This is a genomic window from Nocardia coffeae (assembly GCF_019890715.1).
GTDB lineage: Bacteria > Actinomycetota > Actinomycetes > Mycobacteriales > Mycobacteriaceae > Nocardia > Nocardia jiangxiensis.
Genome location: NZ_JAINZY010000002.1, coordinates 658,045 through 678,200 on the forward strand (window position 1 = coordinate 658,045; position 20,156 = coordinate 678,200).

The window sequence follows — 20,156 nt, forward strand, 5'->3', positions numbered from 1 at the left end:
GGCCGGCGACGCATCCGTATTCGAGCCGAAAGATCGTCCTGAACTGGGCGGATGCGTCGACGTCGGGGGAGGTGGGGTGGATGCGCCGGATCACGTAGTTGGACGGTTACGACGGGGGTCGGCCGTCGGCGACAGTGATGACGACCACAGACGTCACCCCGAGGAGAACATATGACGATCCAGAACGCCGAGGCGCTGAAGGCCGCTTTCGCCGCTGCGGACAAGGGCGATCCGGTGCCACTGGTCAACCTGTACGACGATGAGATGATCTGGGCCGGCTTCACGCTGGACGGCACCCAGCGGCTCTACACCAAGGCCGAGTTCCTCGAAGCCTTCGGAATCCTGGCCAAGCTCGACGAGTCCCGCAACGAGGTGACCGACGTGTCGGTGATCGGCGACGAGATCGTCGTGGCCGATGTGCGCGCGTATCGGCGTCTGGGCGAGCACGAACTCGACATCACGATGGTGATGACCCATCGGTTCGTCGACGGGAAGGTCACCCACGGCGCGGACATCGTGCCGTCCTCGTTCGAACGGTTCTGGGCCGCAACCGGACTCACGGTCTGACGAGGTCGCAACGATGACTGTTCCGACCGCACCGGCGAGCAGGCGCGCCGTGGGCCGCCTCGACCAGGCCGTCGCCGCCTTGCGCACCGGGCATGTGGCCCTCGCCGTCGATGACATCATGGGCACCGGATGCGATATGGTCGCGCTGGCGGATTCGGTGACGGTGCCGGCCGCTGTCTCGCTGGTGCGGTACGGATCAGGATTCATCTGTGCCACGGTCGACGAGCGGGCGTGCCGCCGTCTCGAATTACCGCCCGCCTGTTGGCGTGATGATTCCGACCGCTGGTACGTGGGTTCGATGCGGGTCTCGGTCGATTCGACCTTCGGCATCACCACCGGGATCTCGGCTCGCGACCGGGCCACTACTCTGCGTGTGCTTGCCGATCCGTTCGCGACGCCGGGCGCGTTGCGGCGGCCGGGGCACGTGATTCCGGTGCTGGCCGAGCATCGCCCGTCGAACCGTCCCTCGATACTCGCGGCGACCGCCGAATTGTGTGGGCGCGCAGGCACATCGATGGCTTTTTGCGCGGTGGTCGACGACACTGCGTTGTCGGGTACTCCCTCCTTCAATTATTCCGACGTGGTGCGGGCTGCCGAGTCGGCGGCCGACGGCCGAGTCCGGTAGTGCGCTCCCCGGTCCGACTATCTGTACGAAAGAGCTACGAATGACCAATCTGACTCAGGTATCGCTGGAGTCCGGATTCCGTGACGCGATGGCGCATTTGGCTGCGCCGGTGACCGTGGTGTCCGTCATGGCCGGTGAACGACCGCACGGCACCACCGTGAGCGCTGTCATGTCACTGTCCATGCAGCCCTGTCTGATTTCCGTAGCCCTGGCCAAGAGCTCGGACTGCCTCGGATACATCGCGGAGACGAACAGCTTCGGGGTCAATGTCCTGTCCTCGCACCAGCATGCAATGGCGCGCCAGTTGGCCGGAAAGGGCGCCGCGAAATTCGACGGCATCGACTGGCGGGAATCGGCGGGGCTGCCGCGCTTGGCCGGTACCGCGATCTGGGTCGCGTGTACGGCACTCGAATTCGTCGACGGCGGGGACCACGAGATAATCGTCGGGCAGGTCCTGGAAGTGGACACCTCGCCGGGGGCTGACCCGCTGACCTATCATCGTCGCCGGTTCGGCACTCACGTGCCCAGTGACATCGCGTGAGTCCGTGGAACTTTCGATGGCCGACAATTCGATGATTCCGCAGGCCCGCTCGCAGTCACTCGGCGACATACCGCGGCGCGGCGCGCTGCGTTCACCGGACAAGATCGCCCTCGTGCACCGGGATACGCGAATTACCTTCGCGGAGTTCGATCGTCTGGTGGATTCCGCTGCGGCCTGTTTCTGGGAGCACGGGCTGCGTCCCGGTGACCGTCTCGCGATCATGTCGCACAATTGCCGGCAGTTCCCGATCGTCGTCTTCGGTGCGGCGCGCATCGGCGTCGTGGCAGTTCCGATCAACTTCATGCTGACCTCCGGGGAGGTCGGCTATCTCATCGACGACTGCCGACCCTCGGGCTTCGTCGCCGAGGACGCGCTGTGCCCGGTCGTCGACGAGGCGATCGAGAAAGCGGCCGTTGGCATTCCGGTCCGATTCGGCATATCCGTGGGCGAATCGCGTGCCGCGGACTGGCCGGACCTGGACGCGGCACTGGCGAACGTCGCTTCCGCCGCGCCGGACATCCAGGTCGACGACGACGCACTGATCAGAATCATGTACACCTCGGGCACCGAATCCCGCCCGAAAGGTGTCATGCACTCCAGCCGGACGCTGATGTGGCAGTACCTGAGCTGCATCGTCTCCGGCGGGAAACAGGACAGTGACATCGAGGTTCACGCACTGCCGTTCTATCACTGCGCGCAACTCGACAACTTTCTGATCCCGGATCTGTATCTCGGTGCGACCAGCGTCATCCTCGATCGTCCGGACCCGGTCGCCATTCTCGACGCGATCGAACAGCACGGTGTCACGAATCTGTTCTGCCCGCCCACGGTGTGGATATCGCTTCTGCGCGAACTGGTTTCGGGCGACCGGGCTCCGATGACGTTGCGCAAGGGCTACTACGGCGCTTCCGCCTTGCCCAGGGAAGTCCTGAACGAACTGCGAGAAGCACTTCCGGGTCTACAGCTGTGGAACTTCTACGGCCAGACCGAAATGGGCTCGCTCGCGACGGTACTTCCGCCCGACGACCAGGAATCGCGCGGCGGTTCGGCCGGACGTGCCGCGCTGAACGTCTCGACGCTGATCCTCGACGATGCGGGCAAGCCGGCGGGTGTCGGCGAAGTGGGGGAGATCGTGCACCGGAGCCCACAGGTGACGCTCGGTTACTACAACCTGCCGGAGAAGACCCGGGAGGCATTCGCGGACGGCTGGTTCCATTCGGGTGACCTCGGCTATTTCGACCGCGACGGCTACCTGTGGGTGGTCGACCGCAAGAAGGACATGGTCAAATCCGGCGGCGAGAACGTGGCCAGCCGCGAAGTGGAGGAAGTCCTCTACGAAATCCCGCAGGTCTGCGAAGCGGCCGTCTACGGGATTCCCGACAGCCGGTGGATCGAGGCGGTGGCCGCGACGGTCGTGCTCGCCGACGACGCCGCACTGACGACGCAGGACATCACCGAGCACTGCCGGAGCCGTCTCGCACCGTACAAGGTGCCCAAGTCGATCAGATTCGTCGCGGAGCTCCCGAAGAACCCCAGCGGAAAAGTGCTCAAACGTATTCTGCGGGAAGATCATTCGGCCGAGTAACGCGACGGGGCGGGCGAACCCGGGGCCCGGCGGCGATGGATCTCGCCGCCGGGCCCCGAGGGTTCAGCGGACTCACAAGAAGGAGTCCGAGCCGCTCAGGCCGTAGCGGGGGTGATCGCCCAGGACGACCGACTCGAAGATGCCGAAGCCCGTCGCGTCGCCCTCCTGAGTGCGAATGACGCAGTCGCGCAACTGGTGTGCTTCCATGATCGTTTCGCGACTGGTCATATCCGCGTACCGCTCACCCGAGGTGTGGTCGACCCCGTGCCACTGTCCGTGCCGCTCGCCCTTGAACCCGAAATAGTGCGCGGTGCCGAGGTGGAAACCGGTATCGGCCGCCGGGGCGATCTCCACGGTGCGGGTCTTGCCCCAGCCCGCGTCGAAGGTCATGGTGCCGCCGAGCAGGCGCCTGGTCGCGGGGTCGTATTTCAGGTCGTCGACCGCGCCGTGCAACGGCTCCTGGTGTCCGTCGGCGTAGTTGACGAACCCGGAGAAGTAGTGCACCTCCCCGTCCACCCACTGCAGGTAGTGGTGGATCTCGTAGGGGTCGCTGCCGTCCTTGGGCTGGAAGTACATCGGGCTCCACGTCAGGATGAAGTCCTGTTCCATCCGGTTCGGCGCCTTCACATCCGGTGCGGGTTCGCCGACGTCCATGCGCACGCCCCACGACCTGTCCCGGTAGCCGAGCCAGGTCTCGTCGGTGATTTCCGTTCGGACACCGTCGATGTCGACCCAACCCGCGACCGTGCAGATCTGGTGGAAGCGCCGCAGATCCGAGGCGATGCGGAAGCCGTCCGAGCCGCGCTGGGCATCCTTGCGCTCGAGGAACGGCGGCAGGATCGCGGTCAGGGTGACATCGAAACTCAGTGGCTGCACGTCGTTCTCGGCCAGCGTGCACCGTACCCGGCGCATCGGCTCGATGATCTCGTAACCGATCGGACCCACCCCGGTGCGTTCGGGGGCGAGGTCCAATTCGGTACTCGCGCGGACGGTGATCTGCTCGACTCCGCGCGATATTCCGGCGAAGCCGTCGATGACGTTGCGGTTGTGGTATTTGCCGAGACCGAAATCGATCTGGAGTGATCCGTCCCGCGCGAACAGCGAGCACCACACCTTCTCGGTCCAGGAGATGTCCGCGTGGGAGACCGTGGCGAAGGTGTCGGCGGTCTGATGGATGAGGTATTCGTCGGCGGGCGTGATCAACTGCATGGGCTGGCGCATGATGGGTGCCTTTCCGGGCCGACGGAATCGCTACCGTCGGCCGTCGTGGTTGTGGTGGTGCGAGTTGTTCAGCGCAGGCCGGTGAACGCGCTCGGGCGGTCGTGTGCGACGAGCGCGCCGCCGAAGATGGCCGCGGCCTGGTCGTCGTCGCCGAGCGGTTCCGGGAACAGCGCCATGGTGCGATCCGCGAACGACCAATCGATCTCGTCCTGGACTCCGGCCACGCGGGCGAACGGCCGCAGACCCCAGGTGTACATCCGGGTGGCCGCGAGAATGCGGTCTTCACGGCCGAGTTCGCTGAACGTCCGATACAGCTTCAGATGTTCGGCGCCGACTCGCTTGGCCAGCTCGGGCCACTGCTCGGCCGGCGGCACGGTGCTGGAACCGTCCGCGTAGCGGGCGATGACCGAGGCACTCGTGACGGCCGACAGGAAATGTTCGGGCTCGGTGAAAGTGGTTCCCCAGTCGTTGATCTCGAAGTAGCGGAAGGCGTTCGCCGGGTACTTCATGGTGATGGTCACCCCGGACACGCCGGGGTCGCACAGCTGCGCCCACGGGTAGTCGAACGGACCCGAATCCAGGCTCAGGAAGTCCCGCACCAGCGTGGCGTTGCCGTCCTCGTCGACATAGGGACCGTTGTCGCAGATGCCCACTCGCGAATCGGTGAAGTACATGAAGCAGTACGCGGACAGGGCGGCATTGAGCTGTTTGAGCTCCTTGCTCGCCGAATCGTCCAATTTCCGGCACGTTTCGCGCAGATCGGCGACTATCTCGTCGGGCAGGTACCGGTTGGTGAACCCGGCATCCTTGTAGTCGAGTGTTCCGTCGCCGCGGTGGCCGAGGGTGAGGCGTCGCCAGAAGTCGACCACGGTGCGAACGTCGTCCAGATCATCGCTTGGCCCCAATTTTCCCATGTGGATCAGCAATTCGCGACCACACAGGTAGTGATATCCGGCCATCCAGATCCACAGCGGGCTGACGAGTCCGGCGTCCTGTCGCAGCCGTGCGCCGATCTCCTGCGCGGGCATCGCCGTATCGATCGCGCGAATCCGGGCGGGGTAGCTGTGGAAGTCCTCGATCACCGACATCGCCATGTACGGCATCATCGGGAAGATCTCCGAGGTGAAGCCCGACCTGCGGGTCATCTCCGGTTTGAACGACCGGCCCATGTGCAGGATCAACGCCTCGAGCTGCTCGTCGGACAGCGGCTGCGCGCACAGCTCGGCCACGGTCTCCGCACCGACCGAGGACGGAAACGGTTTGCACCCGATCTCGTCACCGGTCGTTTTGACGTAGTCCCACCAGTCCGTGACAGCGGATCCCGATGTGGCGGAGGTGAATCGGCGCACCGGCGAGATCTCGCCCGTGCCGGGCTCCGGGACAGCGGGAGAGGTCTGCTGCTCGGGCGCGGCCGGTGCCGGGGCGGTCGCATCGTCCCCCGAGCCGAGCCAGCCGCCGCCCGACGGCGCGGATCCGAGCACGACCGGTGTGCCGTCCTGCGGCTGCCAGCCGTCGAGGTCCACGCCCAGCAGACACGGCACCTCGTATTCGCGCGAGACGATGGCCAGGTGTGATCGAGTGGTTCCGTTGGTGCACACGATGCCGCCGAGCCGTCCCAGGATTGGCGAAAGAAAGGTGGTGCCACCGGATTCCACGAGCGCGATGACATCGTCGAGATCATCGCCGAAGACGTCGATCACGTCCTCGGGCGCGTGGAATACGCGAATTCGACCGCGGGCGATGCCGAAATGATAGGCGCTCACGCCGGTGTGGCGGCCCAGTTCCGATGTGGTCACGCCGAACCTCCGATCGGCCGGAAACACCCTTCGCGATCGGCGGGCACGAAAACCCCGCCGATCAGTCCGAGAGCGACCTCGGGATCACCGAACCGCTGATAGGACGAGACGATCGACGGACTGATCGACCAGTCGATCTCGTCGTAACATCCGGCAATTCGCGCCCACGCCTTCAACTTCCAGCTGTACATCTGGGTCGCGTAGAGGTTGCGTTCCTGCGGATCGGTTTCCGCCAGGCGTGCGTACAACGCGCGATGCGCCTTGCGGATGTGGCCGGTCATATCGGTGACCTCCTGCTGCGACAGAGCCCGCAGCTCGCCGCCCTTGGACGCGAAGACCCGTGCCTCGAGCACGTGGCCGAGATAGTCGCTGGGTGTGAACCACGCGGTGCCCCAGACGTTGTTGTCCATATCGACGCTGTCGGGCAGCCGGTACGCGATCACGAAGTGGTGTTCGGGCAGCGTCTCGCGGATCCCGTCGAGCCAGGGGAAATCCCCGTCGCCGTCGCAGCACAGCTCGCGAAGCGCCAGGAAGGTGCCGTCGCCGAGGTCGTAGGGCCCGGTGTCGCACACCGCGGTTCGCGCGTCGCAGTTCTCCAGGAACGCGTACGCGGTCAGGCGCGCGGCGAATTTGCGGATGTTCGCGGTGGTCGTGGCGTCGTTCGGCTCCAACTGGGCGCGGACCTGGTCGATCAGCGCGTCGGTCGCCACATGCGAGCTGTTCGTCGGCCGGGCATCCATGTTGTAGAGCACGCCGTCGGTGCGCATGGCGATCGTCGCGCGCCGCCAGAATCGCAGCACGGTGAGCTGGTCTTCCAGACCCTGTTCGAGGCTGTTCGCACCGAGATCGACGTAGAGTTCGCGCCCGGTCAGGTAGTGCAGGGGCATCGCGGCGAGATTGATGAAGCTGCGCTTGGAGCCGATCGGCAGTCCACTGCGGACCAACTGCTCCGGCGACGCGTGCCGGGTGATGATCCGAAGGCGCTCGGGGACTTTCAGATAGTCCTCCATCATCGACATGATGATGTAGGTGTTCATACCGAACAGTTCGGATTCGAACACCGTGCGCCGGACGAGTTCGGACTTGTAGGCCCGGCCGCCCTCGAGCACGAGCTGATTCCATTCCGCCAGCGTCGGTTCGTAATCCGGATCGGTGAGCACGCGCGGGTTCAGTGCGGATTCGATGCTGCTGCTCATTCGGTCACCGATCCCGCGATATCGATGGTGGCCTTCTCCGGATCGGACAGACCGAGACGTACCTGTGCGCCATCGGGGATGTCCACCTCGATGGTGGCGGCCAGGACGCACGGCACCGCGGATTCGCGCGAGAGGATCGCCAGATGCGATTCGCGGCTCCCGGCGGTGCACACGATCGCCTTGAGGTCGGGCAGGATGGGGGACAGAAACGTCATCCCGCCCTTGTGTACGAACGCGATGGTGTCCTCGAGGTCGTCGTCATCGATGGACAGCACGTCCGAGGTATCTTCGAACCAGCGTGCGATGCCGGAAATATCTTCTGTAGCAAAGAGATTCACGCCGGTCCCAGCGTGGGCAGCCGAACTTGTCATGAGCTGTGGATCCTTTCCGCGGGCTATGAGGCCGTTCGCAGAATATGAACTGGATCACAACTTGGGGCAGTCCTCTTAGGGGGACAGATCGCGTTCGCAGCGGGGTGCGCCGCCTGTTCAGATGCCCGCGCCGCGCGCCATCAGGGCGAGCTCGAGTCGCGATTGACATCCCGTCTGCTGGAGGATTCTGGTGACGTACTTCTTCACCGAATCCTCTGCGATGCACAGGATCTCGGCGATCCGCGCATTGCTCTGCCCGTCGGCGACGAGTCTGACGACCTCACGCTGACGGCCCGTCAATCGAGCGATCGCCTGCACTTCCGGACCGATCGGAAGCCGCTTGGTGACCGGTGCGAGCTGTTGCCCGACCAGGCGGAGCAGGCCGATCTCGTGCGGCCCCAGCTCGGTCGGCACCCGGGAGAACAAGCCGATCAGCGCGGTTCGGCCGCCGTCCAGGGGAAGTCGCATCGCGGCCGCGGAGCCCATCTGCCAGCGGCCGTGCAGGAAATGGTGGACGTAAGCGAGTGACGACGCGGGCAGCCGTCCTTCGGTGAGCAGTTCGTCGAGTGAGGCCACCGACGTGTTCAGCAATTGCCTTGCCGCGGCCGGACAACCGAACACGTCGTGGGCGGCCCAACGGTCCTGGTACTCGGGCAGCATCTTCATCGTCGCGCCCTCGGTCAGCGGCGAGGTGTCCTCGAAGACCATGTTGAACGTGGCTCCCGAGAAGAACGACACGTTCGTCAGATCCAGGTGCCGTCGCAGCGACTCCACCAGGCCCTCACGAAATTCCGGGAGCGTGGATGCGTCGTGGCATCCGGAGATGATGTCGAACGCGCGACGGTAGTCCCTCGCGTCCAGGATCGCGGCGGGCTCCCAATGCCTCGTGGTTGTCATCTCGCACTCCTCGTGACGGGCCTGGCCAAAGTGTCCCCCAATGTGGACTACGTCACAGCAAACCCGGCTCCTAGGTTTTACCTCACCAGCCGGTGCGGATGCCACCACGACCTCGTGATTCGGGAAAAACCTTCCTCCGAGGGGCCGTGTGGCGGTGTCGATCCGGTGTAGTCGACAGAAGGAGTGCAGCAATGGCGGAGTCGTCGTCCATCGTCGCCAAATGGGGGGTGGCCGAGACCCTACCCCTGCCGAACCGATACAACTCGGCAATCCGAGAATTGGTCGCGCGGCGGTCCGCTGAACTCGGCATTCGTTGGGCCGAGGACGTATTCGAGCGCTCCAGCGAACTCTTCGACGCGCAGGACGCGACGTCGATCGAGCAGGCCGTACTCGACAGCGGCTACCGCTTCGAGTTCTCCGCGACCGCGTCGCTGGACGCCGAGCCGGACAAGTACCGACGCCCCGAGGCCGCCACCAAGAACTTCGTCGCGGGCGAGGGCGGTAGCGATGAGGCGTTGAGCGGCCGCGGCGACAACGTGCTGAGCACCGCCGAGAACACGACCGGCACGGTTCTGCGCATCTCGCGCGTCGAGCACGTGATGGAACTGCTCACCGAGGGCGTGCCCGACAACGTGATCGCCGTGATCGACGATTCCGGCGGCACGCTGACCGCGCCGATCCTGGAGGGATTTCACGGCGTGATCTGCCTCGGCGGCACCGTCCGTTCCCACCTGGGCATTCTTGCTCGCGAATACGGCGTGCCGACGCTGATGAACTGCCGGATCGACGGTCTCGCCGACGGCGATCGAGTCGAACTGGAGACCACCGCGGCGCCCCCGGCGGCCGACGCCTACGAGACCGGCGATACCGGTCACGCCCGAATCTGGAAACTGCAGAGCTGAGCTGAGGACACATCATGGCACGCGAACTGACCTACCCCGACCTGCTCGAATCGAACAGCTTCCTGCGCAATCTGAGTGACACCACGTACTGGCTGTGCATCACCCGTACGGTGCAGGAATCCAAGCTGTTCCCGATGAATCCGTACATGCTGCTGTCCTATCTGAACAGCTTCTATCGCCTGCCGACGCTGCTGCGCGAGATCGACGCGGTGACCCCCGCACAGGAACTCGGTGACCGCGCTCGCGAAACCAGCTTCAAGGTCGACACCGTCAACGCGGCCTGGGGCATGCCGACGTTCTATCTGCTCGGCCGGGAAATGCTGCTCGGCTGGGGGCTGATCCGTCCGCAGGACGCGGTGGAGGACGTCGTCGACGTCCTGGATTTCAGTCGGCGGTTCAACCTCGCGTACCACCGCAACGACGGGCACATCAGCAACAAGGAGTTCGGCGACCGTTCGCAGTTCCTGCCGGAGCGGACCCTGGACGGGTTCCGCGATCAGCTCATCGGTGTGGCGGGCGGCGACCGATTGCACACCGCGACGGTGAAACTGCTGGCGCAGCTGTCGCAGTACGCCTTCCTCGCGCACTGCGAATGCCGGATCGGCATCCACAACAGCGGCCCGTACAACTGGGGCGGCAACCGCCAGCTGCTGGTCCGGGACTTCTTCGACCTGGCCGAGGGCGATTTCCCGTGGCTGGACGGGATCGCGGTCGGACTGCCGCACAACAATCTGACCATCCCGATCGTGTTCAAGGACACGAACTTCCGGCTCGTGGACGACTGGGCCTCGTTCGAGGCGGACCCGAGCTACGACCCGGACAACATCGCGGCCGTCGGCATGTACACCTCCGACGCCCTGACCGACGGTTACGTCCCGGTCGGGATGGACAACGCCGAGGTGCTCGCCGAGACGATGGAGGATTATCGCGAGATCCTCGTCGAGGCGACCGCCAACCTGTGGAAGCGGATTTCGTCCTGGTCGCGCGAGCAGATGATCGACGCCGGCGCGCTGGTGTACTCCTCGGTCGGCAAGGACTTCGCCCATCTCGCGGGCACCTATCGGCAGTCGGACTGGTTCGAACTCGACGAGCGGGCGCAGCGGTTCAAGGTGCTGATGAACGACGAGTTCGCCCGCGACTATCTCGCGGAGATGGTCGGGCTGCTCGGTCTGCCGCAGCAGAAGGCGAATCCGTACACGATGGCTCGCTATTCCGGGCTGAACCAGAACATGATCAGCTCCATCCCGTATTCGGTGCTCGCGGACCACGACTACGCGCCGACCGTGGGCAGCGAATTGAAGGGCTGGTCGAGCCTGGATCCCAAGTCCGCGCTGTGGACCACCAGCGCGGGCCGCATCGAGATCGACGAATACAACACGCGCGCAAGCGAATTCACCCCGACGATGCACGACCCGAAGTACCGCTACCTCGACGACGAATGGGTCAAGTGGAATCACTCGTCCGACCTGGCGTCCGAGCTGTACCGGCTCGGTCGTCCGGGGAATCCGGGTCAGGAGAAGCGGTGACCACCCAGCATCTGCAGATCGGTGACCTGATCACCCGCGCCGCCCGCGCCTACGGCGATGCGCCCGCCCTGGTCGACGGGACGCGTACGGTCAGCTTCACCGAATTCGACCACTTGACCGATAGGCTGGGCAACGCGCTGCTGGCCCACGGCCTGGCCCCCGGCGATCACGTAGCGGTGTTGGTGCCCAACGGAATCGACGGCGTCGTCACCTATTACGCGCTCGCCAAGGCGGGGCTCGTGCGCGTCCCGTTGAACGCCCGGGAGACCGATGTCGAACTGGCGTACAAGATCGAGGACTCGGCCGCTCGCGCGCTGATCACAGACGGCCGCGTTCCGGCCCCGACCGAATTCGTCATCGGCACAACCGAACTCGCGTCGATGGCCGAGGCGGCGGACAGCGCGCCGTGTCGGATCGAACGGGATCCCGAAGCGCCGCTGCGCCTGGCGTACACCGGCGGCACGACCGGCAAGCCGAAGGCGGTGGTACTCACCACCCGCAGCGAACTCGCCGAGGTCGCGAACTTCCTGGTCGATCTGCTGCCGGATCTGAGCCCGGAATCGGTGATGCTGCACGCGGCGCCGATCACCCACGGCAGCGGGGCGTTCTTCCTGCCGCATCTGGTCAAGGGGGCGCGCAACGTCATCCTGCGGAAGTTCAGCCCGCAGACGTTCATCGACGCCGCGGTCGAACACGGCGCGACTGCCACGTTCATGGTGCCGACGATGATCTCGATGCTGCTCGAGGATGCGGCGATCGACCGAGAACGATTGCGGCTCAGCAGAATCTGCTACGGGGGAGCGCCGATCGCGCCCGCACTGCTCGCCCGCGCGATCGATACCCTCGGTCCCGTCTTCGCCCAGTTGTACGGGCAGGCGGAGTCGCCGTTGGCGATCACCTGCCTGCAGCCGTGGGAGCACACCCCGCAGCGGCTGGCCTCGGCCGGTAAGCCGTACACGTTCGTGGAGATGGAGATCCGCGATGCCCAGGGCAATGCCGTGCCGCCGGGTACGGCGGGGGAGGTGGTCACCCGCGGGCCGCAGACGATGAGCGGATATTGGCAGCGCCCGGACGCCACGGCGGAAACCCTCGGTGCGGACGGGTGGCTGCGGACCGGCGACATCGGGCAGGTCGACCAGGACGGCTACCTCTATCTGCTGGACCGGCGGCACGACGTCATCATCAGCGGCGGGTTCAACGTCTACCCCCGTGAGGTCGAGGACGTTCTCGTCGCGCATCCGGCGGTGCGGGAGGCTGCGGTCGTCGGTATCGACGACGCCACATGGGGCCAACGAGTCTGTGCCGCAGTCGTTCTGCGCGAGCCGGTGGATCACGACACCCTGCTCGAGCACTGCGCCCGACAGCTGGCCGGTTTCAAGCGCCCCAAGCACATCGAGGTCTGGGACGAGCTGCCCAAGAGCTCGGTCGGCAAGTCGCTGCGTCGCACCGTTCGCGAGTCGATGCACATTACTCAGGAGATCAGTGAAAATGCTTGATACAGCGGACTTCGTCCTGCACGGCCTGACCCTGCGTCAGCTCGCCACCGTGGACCAACTCGCCGAGATCCTCGACCTGGACGCCGAAACGACCAGCGCTCGCCTCGAACAGGCCGTGGCCGACGGCCGCGCCATCGCGGGCCGGGGCGCGTTCATGATCACACCGGCCGGGCGTGCGCACCTGGACTCCCGCTATCCGGCGGACTTCGCCGAGTACCGGTCGAACGACGAATTGGTCAGCGTGCTGGCCGATTTCGAGCAGGGCATCAACAAGCAGATGCTGGCTCTGATGACGTCGTGGCAGACGATCGCCATCGACGGGAACGACCAGCCCAACGATCATTCCGACGCCGGTTACGACGGGAAGGTCATCGACAAGCTGGCCCGGCTGCACGATCGCGCCGGGGCGCTGCTGGCCCCCTTCGCCGACGCCGATCCGCTGGCCAAACGCTTCATCAGTCGTCTGGATGCGGCGCTCGAGCGTGTGGACCGGGGTGAGCACGACTACGTGAGCAGCGTGCGCATCGACAGCTACCACACCGTCTGGTACCAGATGCACGAACATCTGCTGCGCACGATGGGGGAGGCGAGGGACGAATGACCGTGGGAGTGATCGATTCGGCGGTCCTGCGGATCACCGACCTCGAAGACGAGCCGCCTCGCGAACTGGTCGGCGGTAAGGCGTGGAGTTTGTGGCGGATGAGCCGGCTGGGCCTTCGGGTGCCGCCGGCGATCGTGATCACCACACGGTCCTGCGCGGAGTACTTCGAGCGGGGCGGAGTGATCTCGGACGAGCTGTTCGACGAGATCCGCAGTGGCATAGAGTATCTCGAACGCGAGACCGGGCGCACTTTCGGGGCCGGAGCCAAACCGCTTCTGGTGTCTGTGCGTTCGGGTGCGGCCGTCTCCATGCCGGGGATGATGGATACGATCCTGAATCTGGGCATCAACGAGACCAGCGAGGCCGCGTTGGCGACCGAATCCGGGAGTCCGGAGTTCGCCGCCGATGTGCACCGGCGGTACTGCGCGCTGTACGGCAAGCTCGTCGCCGGTTGTCTGGAGGACCTGGAGGATCTGCCCGACACCGCCGCGGTGCTCGGCGCCATCGACGCGGAGACGGGCGAGGCGGTACCGCAGGATCCGATCGAGGCGTTGCGCAATGCCGTTGCGGCGGTGTTCGATTCGAGCCGGTCCCGGCGCGCGAAAGCCTATCGGGCGCACTACGGGATTCCCGATGACATCGGAACCGCGGTGACGGTGCAGGCCATGGTGTTCGGCAACCTCGACGACGACTCGGGCACCGGTGTGCTGTTCACCCGGAATCCGTTGTCCGGCAATCGCGAACCGTACGGTGAGTACCTGCCGCGCGGGCAGGGCGAGGACGTCGTGTCGGGACGGGTCACCCCGCAGCCGTTGTCGTGGCTGGCGCAGAACCGTCCCGAACTTCACAACGAGCTGACCTCTGCTGCGGACCTGCTCGACCGTGAGGGCAAGGATGCGCAGGACATCGAGTTCACCGTGCAACACGGCATGCTCTATCTGCTGCAGTCGCGTCCGGCCAAACGCACTGCGCAAGCGGCGGTTCGGATCGCCGCGGCCTTGGTCGCAGAGTCCGCGATCGATCCGGCGACCGCGTGTGCGCGCGTGACGGCGGAGCAGATCCGGCACCTGCTGCGGCCCGGTATCGATCCCGAGCAGGTGCGTGACGCCGCGCCGCTGGCCACCGGTGTGTCCGCCAGCCCGGGATATGCGGTCGGACTGGCGGTCGCGACCGCCGAGGAGGCCCAGGAGCATCCCGGGGCGGTCCTGGTCCGCGAATCGACCAGTCCGGAGGACGTGCACGGCATGATCGCCGCATCGGCCGTCGTCACCGAGAACGGCGGCGCGACTTCGCATGCCGCCGTGGTCAGCCGTGCACTCGACACGCCCTGTGTGGTCGGGTGTGGGCCGGGCACGGTGTCCGGTCTCGTCGGGCGTGTGGTGACCGTGGATGCCACGGGCGCACGGGTTTTCGACGGTGAGATCGGTGGTCGCATCCCGTCCGTCGATGCCGATGCGGACCTGATCGCGCTGATCGGCTGGGCCCGCGAGCTGGCACCCGTTCGAGTCGTCGCTGCAGCCGACGAGGTCGACGGGGAAGTGTTCGACGGGGACGGCGCCGTGGCGCGGTCCAGAACCGAAGCACCCGAGATCCCGGCAGGGACTGCCGCGGTGCGTGGCGCGTACTTCGACACCGATGCGGGCGTCGAAGCAGCCGTGGACGCCGGTGTCTCGGTGATCGTCTCGACCAATCCGCTGCCGGTTCTGCTGGCGGCGATTGCGCACGGAAAGAGGACACGATGAGTACCTCGACACATCAAGAAAGCTCCGGTGACGGCGCACCGCGCATCGGCCCGGAGGAGATCGGCGAACTGCTGCGCACCTTCGCGGGATCCGGTTGGACCGGAATGCATGTGAAGATCGGCGATGTGACGGTGTCGGTGGGTAAGGACGCGCCGCCTCCCGCGCTCGCGAGCGCATCGGCGGCCCCTGCTGCGCCTGTGCCCACTGTCGAGCAGGCTCCCGCACGAGCGGTGAGCGCGCCGCCCCCTGCTCCCGCCGCGCGTACCACGTCCGCGCCGACCACCGCCGAAATCGACGAAAGCGGACTGGTACCGGTGACCGCTCCGACGGTCGGCGCGTTCTGGACCGCACCGGACCCCGGCTCCCCACCGTTCGTCGAGGTGGGAACGCATGTCGAGCCCGGCGACCAACTGGCGATCGTAGAGGTGATGAAGCTGATGAACCCGGTCGTCAGCGACGTGTCCGGACAGATCGTCGCCATCCGCGCGCGGAACGCCGAGATGGTCGAGTTCGGTCAGCCGCTGTTCCTGATCCGGCCCGATGAGTAGCGCTCGAGCCGCGGTGCCGGAGCAGGCCCTCGCGCAGCCCGGAACCCCCGTCGGTGCACTCATCGAACGGGTGCTGATCGCGAACCGCGGCGAAATCGCGGTCCGAGTCGTGAAGGCGTGCCGCGCACTCGGCCTGGAAACCGTGGTCGTCACCTCGGCGGCCGATCGCGACGGACTCGCCGCCGTGCTCGCGGATCGCGCGATCTGCATCGGCGGGCCCAGCGCCTCGGCGAGTTATCTCAATGCCGACGCCGTGCTGGCCGCGGCTCTCGGAACAGGTTGTGACGCTGTGCATCCCGGCTACGGATTCCTTTCCGAGAATCCGGAGTTCGCGCGTCGCTGCGTGGCCGAAGGATTGCGGTTCATCGGACCGAAACCACAGATCGTGGCCGGAACCGGGGACAAGGCGGTGGCGCGCGAGATAGCGCGGAACGCGGGCGTGCCGGTACTTTCCGGGTCCGATGTGACCGACAGTCCCGATGCCGCGGTGGCCGCGGCGGGGCAGATCGGGTACCCGGTGCTGATCAAGGCCGTCGCCGGAGGTGGTGGCCGGGGTATGTCCGTGGTCGCCGACGAAGCCGAACTGCGGCGGCGACTGCCCACCGCGATCGCGGAGGCCACGGCGGCCTTCGGCGACGGGCGCATCTACGTGGAGAAGTTCATCGCCCGTGCCCGCCACATCGAAGTACAGGTGATCGGCGACAAACACGGCTCGGTCGTGCACGTCGGCGAACGCGACTGCAGCGCACAGCGTCGGCATCAGAAGGTCATCGAGGAATCGCCGGCTCCCGGACTGAGCACGCAGACTCGCGGCGAGATCCACCGTGCGGCACTGCGATTCGCTGAGGCGATCGAACTCGACAGCGCGGGCACCGTGGAATTCGTGTACGACGCCGACACCACCGAATTCGCCTTTCTCGAGTTCAACGCGCGCATCCAGGTCGAGCACCCGGTCTCGGAGATGGTGTCGGGTATCGACCTGGTCGCCGAGCAGATCCGCACGGCCGCAGGGCTTCCGCTGTCGTTCACCCAGGACGACGTGGTTCCCCGCGGGCACGCGATCGAGGCCCGCGTGATGGCCGAATCGCCTGAGCGCGGCTTCGTTCCCGTACCGGGCACCGTCACCACGTGGCAGCCGCCCTCGGGGATCGGCGTGCGGGTCGACTCGCACTGTCGTGCGGGCACGGTGGTGAGTCCCTACTACGACTCGATGATCGCCAAGGTCATCGCGCACGCGCCCACCCGCGACGCGGCGGCGGATCGGTTGATCGCGGCCCTGCGCGAACTCGGTGTGCAGGGCGTGCCGACGACCGTTCCGTTCGACATATTTCTCTTGCAGCACAAGGCATTCCGGGACTTCGAGGTGACCACCCGGTGGATCGACCAGGTGGGCGCCGAAGAGTACCGCAGCACTCTCGAGGAGACGAGATGAGTACATACCTCGACTGCGCCGGCCGAGCCATCGGCGGGCGGCGCACGATCGACGTGGTCGATCAGACACTGCGGGACGGGCCGCAGAGCTGGTGGGGCATGCGGATGACCAAGGCGATGGGCCTGCCGATCGCCGGTGAACTCGATCGCACCGGGTTCCACACCATCGACCTGGTCGGCAGTTCGATCTTCGAGGTCCTGGTCCGGCACTGCAAGGAGGACCCCTGGGACCAGCTGATCTCGCTGTCGAAGGCCATGCCGCACACCACCGTTCGCGCGGGCACCCGCAGCAACGGAATCGTCACCTTCGGCCTGACGGCGAACAGCGTGATGGATCTGTGGGTGGAACGGCTGTGCGCGCACGGCATCGGGAGCTTCTGGATCTACGACGGGCTGTTCAACACCGAGAAGATCGGCCGGCTGGTCAAGGTCGCGCAATCCTGTGGCGTACAGGCACTTCCGTGCATCCTCTACGCCGACACCCCGTATCACACCGATCAGTACTACGCCGACCGGACCCGTGAGCTGGTAGCGCTCGGGGCGGACGGCATCGAACTGGAGGACGCCGCGGGTCTGTTGACGCCCGAACGGGCGCGCAGCCTCATCGCCGCGATCAAGGCAGAAGCCGGTGATCTCCCGGTCGAGGCGCATTTCCATTCCAACAACGCGCTCTCGCCGATGAACTACCTCGAGGCCGTGCTCGCTGGAGCCGATCGCGTGCACACCGCGAGTCGTCCACTCGCGGCGGGTGTTTCGCTGCCGTCGACGGAGAACACGATCGCCAACCTCCGCTACGCCGGTTTCGACGTCGATGTCGACGACTCCCGGCTCGCGGCGGTGGAGGAGCACCTGCTGCGGGTGGCCGGGATCGATGACCTGCCCGTGGGCAAGCCCGCCGAATTCTCGCTGTTCCAGTATCGCCATCAGTTGCCAGGCGGTATGGCCGGGACCTTCAAGGCACAGCTGAAGGATCGCGGCATGGAGGAGCGCTTCGAGGAAGTGCTCGACGAAATGTCGATCATCCGCAAGGAGCTCGGATATCCGGTGATGGCGACGCCGTTCTCCCAGCTCGTCGGTACCCAGGCCGTGCTGAACGTGGTGACCGGCGACCGGTACTCGGTGGTCCCGGACGAGGTCCTGTTGTACGTGAACGGCTTCTACGGCGATCCCGTCGCGCCACTGGACCAGAACGTCCTGGACAAGATCATGACCGGGCCCAAGGCGAAGACCTACGCCGAGTGGGAGCCGCCGCAGCCGGAACTGCCCGAACTCCGGAAGAAGTTCGGCGGCAACATCTCCGACGACGAACTGATCCTGCGTCTGTTGGTGCCCGAGCACGATATCGACCTGATGCGCTCGACGCCGCCACGCACCGTCGACTATGGGCTGACCAGTCGCGAGATGGCCAATATTCGCAAACTGATCTCCACCTCGGTCGGTGCCTATCTGCACGTGGAATCCGGTGGATTCGAACTGACCCTGCACGGGGATCACTGATGACCGGCGCGGCCGAGAAGTCTCGGCTGACCGACCGGCCGAACAAGCGACGCGCCGGTGCGGACGCCGGCGGCCTGGCCGTGGCCGACTCGCGTCCCCGGGTGATCGGCGGGTTCCTGATCGGCGCCCGCTGCACCGACTGCCGCCATCCGCTCTCGCAGCTCGAAGTGCCTTGGTGCCCAGTATGTTTCGGTCGCGTCGAGCAGTGCGGATTCGCGCCGGTCGGGACGGTGTGGGCGGCGACCACCGTGCGAATTCCGGTGGGGCGGTGGCGCGCTCCGTTCGGGCTCGCCTACGTCGACGTTCTCGACGGTCCGCGCGTGCTGGTCCACGTGCGCTGCGAGCCCACGCCGTCGGCGGGGGACAAGATCGCGTTCGACCTCTCGGAGAGTGGGGATCTCGTGCAGATCGACCTGGAGCAGGAGGTCGCGTCGTGACCACCGAAGCCGCCATCTGGGGAGTCGGCACCTCCAGTTTCGGCGTGTTCGCCGAGCAACGTGTTGAAAGTCTCGCCTGGCGGGCCGTGGCCGAGGCGGTTGCCGATGCCGCCGTCGAGCCGACGGACATCGACGCGATCATCGTCGGTTCGGTCTTCGGTCCGCCCGGTGTGGCGACTCGAATCCAGCGGGGTCTGGGCATCGGCGCGGTGCCCCTGTGGACCATCGAAAATGCCTGCGCGAGTGGGACGAGTGCCTACCACGAGGCGGTCACGGCGGTTCGGCTGGGCCGCTTCGGCTGTGTCCTGGTGATCGGGGTCGAGCAGATGTCGACCTTGTTCACCGGTGCGATCGTGCCCGAGGCGACCGATCCCGAAGGCGCGACCGGACTGCCGCTGCCCGGCCTCTACGCGTTGACCGCGGCCCGCTACATGGACGTGCACGGCCTGACTCGTGAGCAGTTGGCGGCGGTCGCGGTGAAGAACAAGACCAACGGCCTGGACAATCCGCGAGCACACCTGCGCGCCGCGCCGCCGACCATCGAGACGGTCCTGTCGTCCCGGCCGATCGCCGATCCGCTGACCATGTTGCAGTGCTGCCCCACGACCGACGGCGCCGGCGCGATCGTCGTGGGAGCGGGCCGGCGCACCTCCCGCGACATCCTCGTCGAGTCCTGCGCGATGGTGTCCGGACGTCCGTGGGACCACCGCAACGACGACGTGTGGGGATTCTCCTGCGTACACCGGGCCGGAGCGCAGGCCCTTGCCGAAGCGGGCCGAAATATCGAGGAGGTCAACGTCTTCGAGGTGCACGACGCCTTCACCATCGGTGAGATCACGACTCTCGAAGCGCTCGGCCTGGCCGAAGTGGGCGGCGGCGGCGAACTCGCCGTGTCGGGGCACTCCGCGCGCTCGGGAGCCCAGCCGGTGAATCCCAGCGGCGGCCTGCTGTCCCGCGGCCACCCGCTCGGCGCGACGGGCACCGCCCAGCTGGCCGAGATCGTCTGGCAGCTCCGCGGCGATGCCGGGCGTCGCCAGGTGCGCCGGCACGGGGTGGGCATGGTCGAAACCATGGGCGGCGGTGCGGCCGGAATGGACGGAAATGCCTGTGTCGTAACGGTTCTGTCCGCTTGACCAGACATCGGCGGGAAGTGCGGGCATGAGTGCGGCGCCGGGAA

19 protein-coding genes are annotated in these 20,156 nt (G+C 66.2%); 14 read left to right on the forward strand and 5 right to left on the reverse strand.

Annotation, left to right across the window (positions count from 1 at the left end; all coding sequences use genetic code 11):
• Positions 1-171: 171 nt before the first annotated feature.
• From K7711_RS12165 to K7711_RS12180, 4 genes are read left to right on the forward strand one after another with little or no spacing between them, the layout of a single operon-like run.
• Positions 172-567 carry a nuclear transport factor 2-like protein gene (locus K7711_RS12165; protein WP_222968646.1) on the forward strand — a complete coding sequence of 132 codons (396 nt, stop codon included), beginning with the start codon at positions 172-174 and terminating at the stop codon, positions 565-567.
• A gap of 13 nt (positions 568-580) precedes the next feature.
• On the forward strand, positions 581-1,192 hold the full coding sequence (locus K7711_RS12170; RefSeq protein ID WP_222968648.1) for a 3,4-dihydroxy-2-butanone-4-phosphate synthase: 612 nt from the start codon (positions 581-583) through the stop codon (positions 1,190-1,192).
• Between the two features lie 40 nt (positions 1,193-1,232).
• Positions 1,233-1,733, forward strand: a complete 501-nt coding sequence (locus K7711_RS12175; protein ID WP_235747019.1) for a flavin reductase family protein — start codon at positions 1,233-1,235, stop codon at positions 1,731-1,733.
• A gap of 16 nt (positions 1,734-1,749) precedes the next feature.
• On the forward strand, positions 1,750-3,318 hold the full coding sequence (locus K7711_RS12180) for a fatty acyl-CoA synthetase (protein WP_222968650.1): 1,569 nt from the start codon (positions 1,750-1,752) through the stop codon (positions 3,316-3,318).
• A gap of 72 nt (positions 3,319-3,390) precedes the next feature.
• On the opposite strand, the gene K7711_RS12185 is transcribed toward K7711_RS12180, so the two are convergent.
• From K7711_RS12185 to K7711_RS12205, 5 genes are all read right to left on the reverse strand, one after another.
• A complete protein-coding gene (locus K7711_RS12185; protein ID WP_222968652.1) occupies positions 3,391-4,539 on the reverse strand; it encodes an Rv3169 family protein in 1,149 nt (382 codons plus the stop codon).
• 68 nt (positions 4,540-4,607) lie between these two features.
• Positions 4,608-6,335, reverse strand: a complete 1,728-nt coding sequence (locus K7711_RS12190; protein ID WP_222968654.1) for a PEP-utilizing enzyme — start codon at positions 6,333-6,335, stop codon at positions 4,608-4,610.
• Positions 6,332-7,531, reverse strand: a complete 1,200-nt coding sequence (locus tag K7711_RS12195) for a hypothetical protein (protein ID WP_222968656.1) — start codon at positions 7,529-7,531, stop codon at positions 6,332-6,334. Before K7711_RS12195 ends, K7711_RS12190 begins: the two co-directional genes overlap by 4 nt.
• Positions 7,528-7,902, reverse strand: coding sequence for a PEP-utilizing enzyme (locus K7711_RS12200; RefSeq protein ID WP_222968658.1), 375 nt, complete (start codon positions 7,900-7,902; stop codon positions 7,528-7,530). Before K7711_RS12200 ends, K7711_RS12195 begins: the two co-directional genes overlap by 4 nt.
• A 117-nt stretch (positions 7,903-8,019) precedes the next feature.
• A complete protein-coding gene (locus K7711_RS12205) occupies positions 8,020-8,799 on the reverse strand; it encodes a helix-turn-helix transcriptional regulator (RefSeq protein ID WP_222968660.1) in 780 nt (259 codons plus the stop codon).
• 191 nt (positions 8,800-8,990) lie between these two features.
• Here K7711_RS12205 and K7711_RS12210 point away from each other — a divergent pair, with 191 nt between their 5' ends.
• The 10 genes from K7711_RS12210 to K7711_RS12255 are packed head-to-tail and all read left to right on the forward strand — an operon-like array spanning position 8,991 to position 20,112.
• On the forward strand, positions 8,991-9,701 hold the full coding sequence (locus K7711_RS12210) for a PEP-utilizing enzyme (RefSeq protein WP_222968662.1): 711 nt from the start codon (positions 8,991-8,993) through the stop codon (positions 9,699-9,701).
• 14 nt (positions 9,702-9,715) lie between these two features.
• Positions 9,716-11,227, forward strand: a complete 1,512-nt coding sequence (locus K7711_RS12215; protein ID WP_222968663.1) for a hypothetical protein — start codon at positions 9,716-9,718, stop codon at positions 11,225-11,227.
• Positions 11,224-12,723, forward strand: coding sequence for a class I adenylate-forming enzyme family protein (locus K7711_RS12220; RefSeq protein WP_222968665.1), 1,500 nt, complete (start codon positions 11,224-11,226; stop codon positions 12,721-12,723). Before K7711_RS12215 ends, K7711_RS12220 begins: the two co-directional genes overlap by 4 nt.
• A complete protein-coding gene (locus K7711_RS12225) occupies positions 12,716-13,324 on the forward strand; it encodes a hypothetical protein (RefSeq protein ID WP_222968667.1) in 609 nt (202 codons plus the stop codon). Before K7711_RS12220 ends, K7711_RS12225 begins: the two co-directional genes overlap by 8 nt.
• Positions 13,321-15,066 (forward strand): pyruvate, phosphate dikinase, encoded by a 1,746-nt coding sequence (locus tag K7711_RS12230; protein WP_222968669.1) that lies wholly within the window; start codon positions 13,321-13,323, stop codon positions 15,064-15,066. Before K7711_RS12225 ends, K7711_RS12230 begins: the two co-directional genes overlap by 4 nt.
• Positions 15,063-15,614 (forward strand): acetyl-CoA carboxylase biotin carboxyl carrier protein, encoded by a 552-nt coding sequence (locus K7711_RS12235; RefSeq protein WP_222968671.1) that lies wholly within the window; start codon positions 15,063-15,065, stop codon positions 15,612-15,614. The genes K7711_RS12230 and K7711_RS12235 overlap by 4 nt, the downstream gene beginning before the upstream one ends.
• Complete coding sequence (locus tag K7711_RS12240; protein WP_222968673.1) at positions 15,607-17,046, forward strand: acetyl-CoA carboxylase biotin carboxylase subunit; 1,440 nt, start codon at positions 15,607-15,609, stop codon at positions 17,044-17,046. The genes K7711_RS12235 and K7711_RS12240 overlap by 8 nt, the downstream gene beginning before the upstream one ends.
• Entirely contained in the window at positions 17,043-18,542 is a 1,500-nt protein-coding gene (locus K7711_RS12245) for a hydroxymethylglutaryl-CoA lyase-like TIM-barrel protein (protein WP_222968675.1), read from the forward strand. The genes K7711_RS12240 and K7711_RS12245 overlap by 4 nt, the downstream gene beginning before the upstream one ends.
• Positions 18,542-18,979, forward strand: a complete 438-nt coding sequence (locus K7711_RS12250) for a PhlB family protein (protein ID WP_222968677.1) — start codon at positions 18,542-18,544, stop codon at positions 18,977-18,979. The genes K7711_RS12245 and K7711_RS12250 overlap by 1 nt, the downstream gene beginning before the upstream one ends.
• The gene (locus tag K7711_RS12255) at positions 18,976-20,112 is read left to right on the forward strand and encodes a thiolase family protein (protein ID WP_222968679.1); all 1,137 of its coding nucleotides are present in this window, start codon (positions 18,976-18,978) and stop codon (positions 20,110-20,112) included. Before K7711_RS12250 ends, K7711_RS12255 begins: the two co-directional genes overlap by 4 nt.
• Positions 20,113-20,156: the final 44 nt, after the last annotated feature.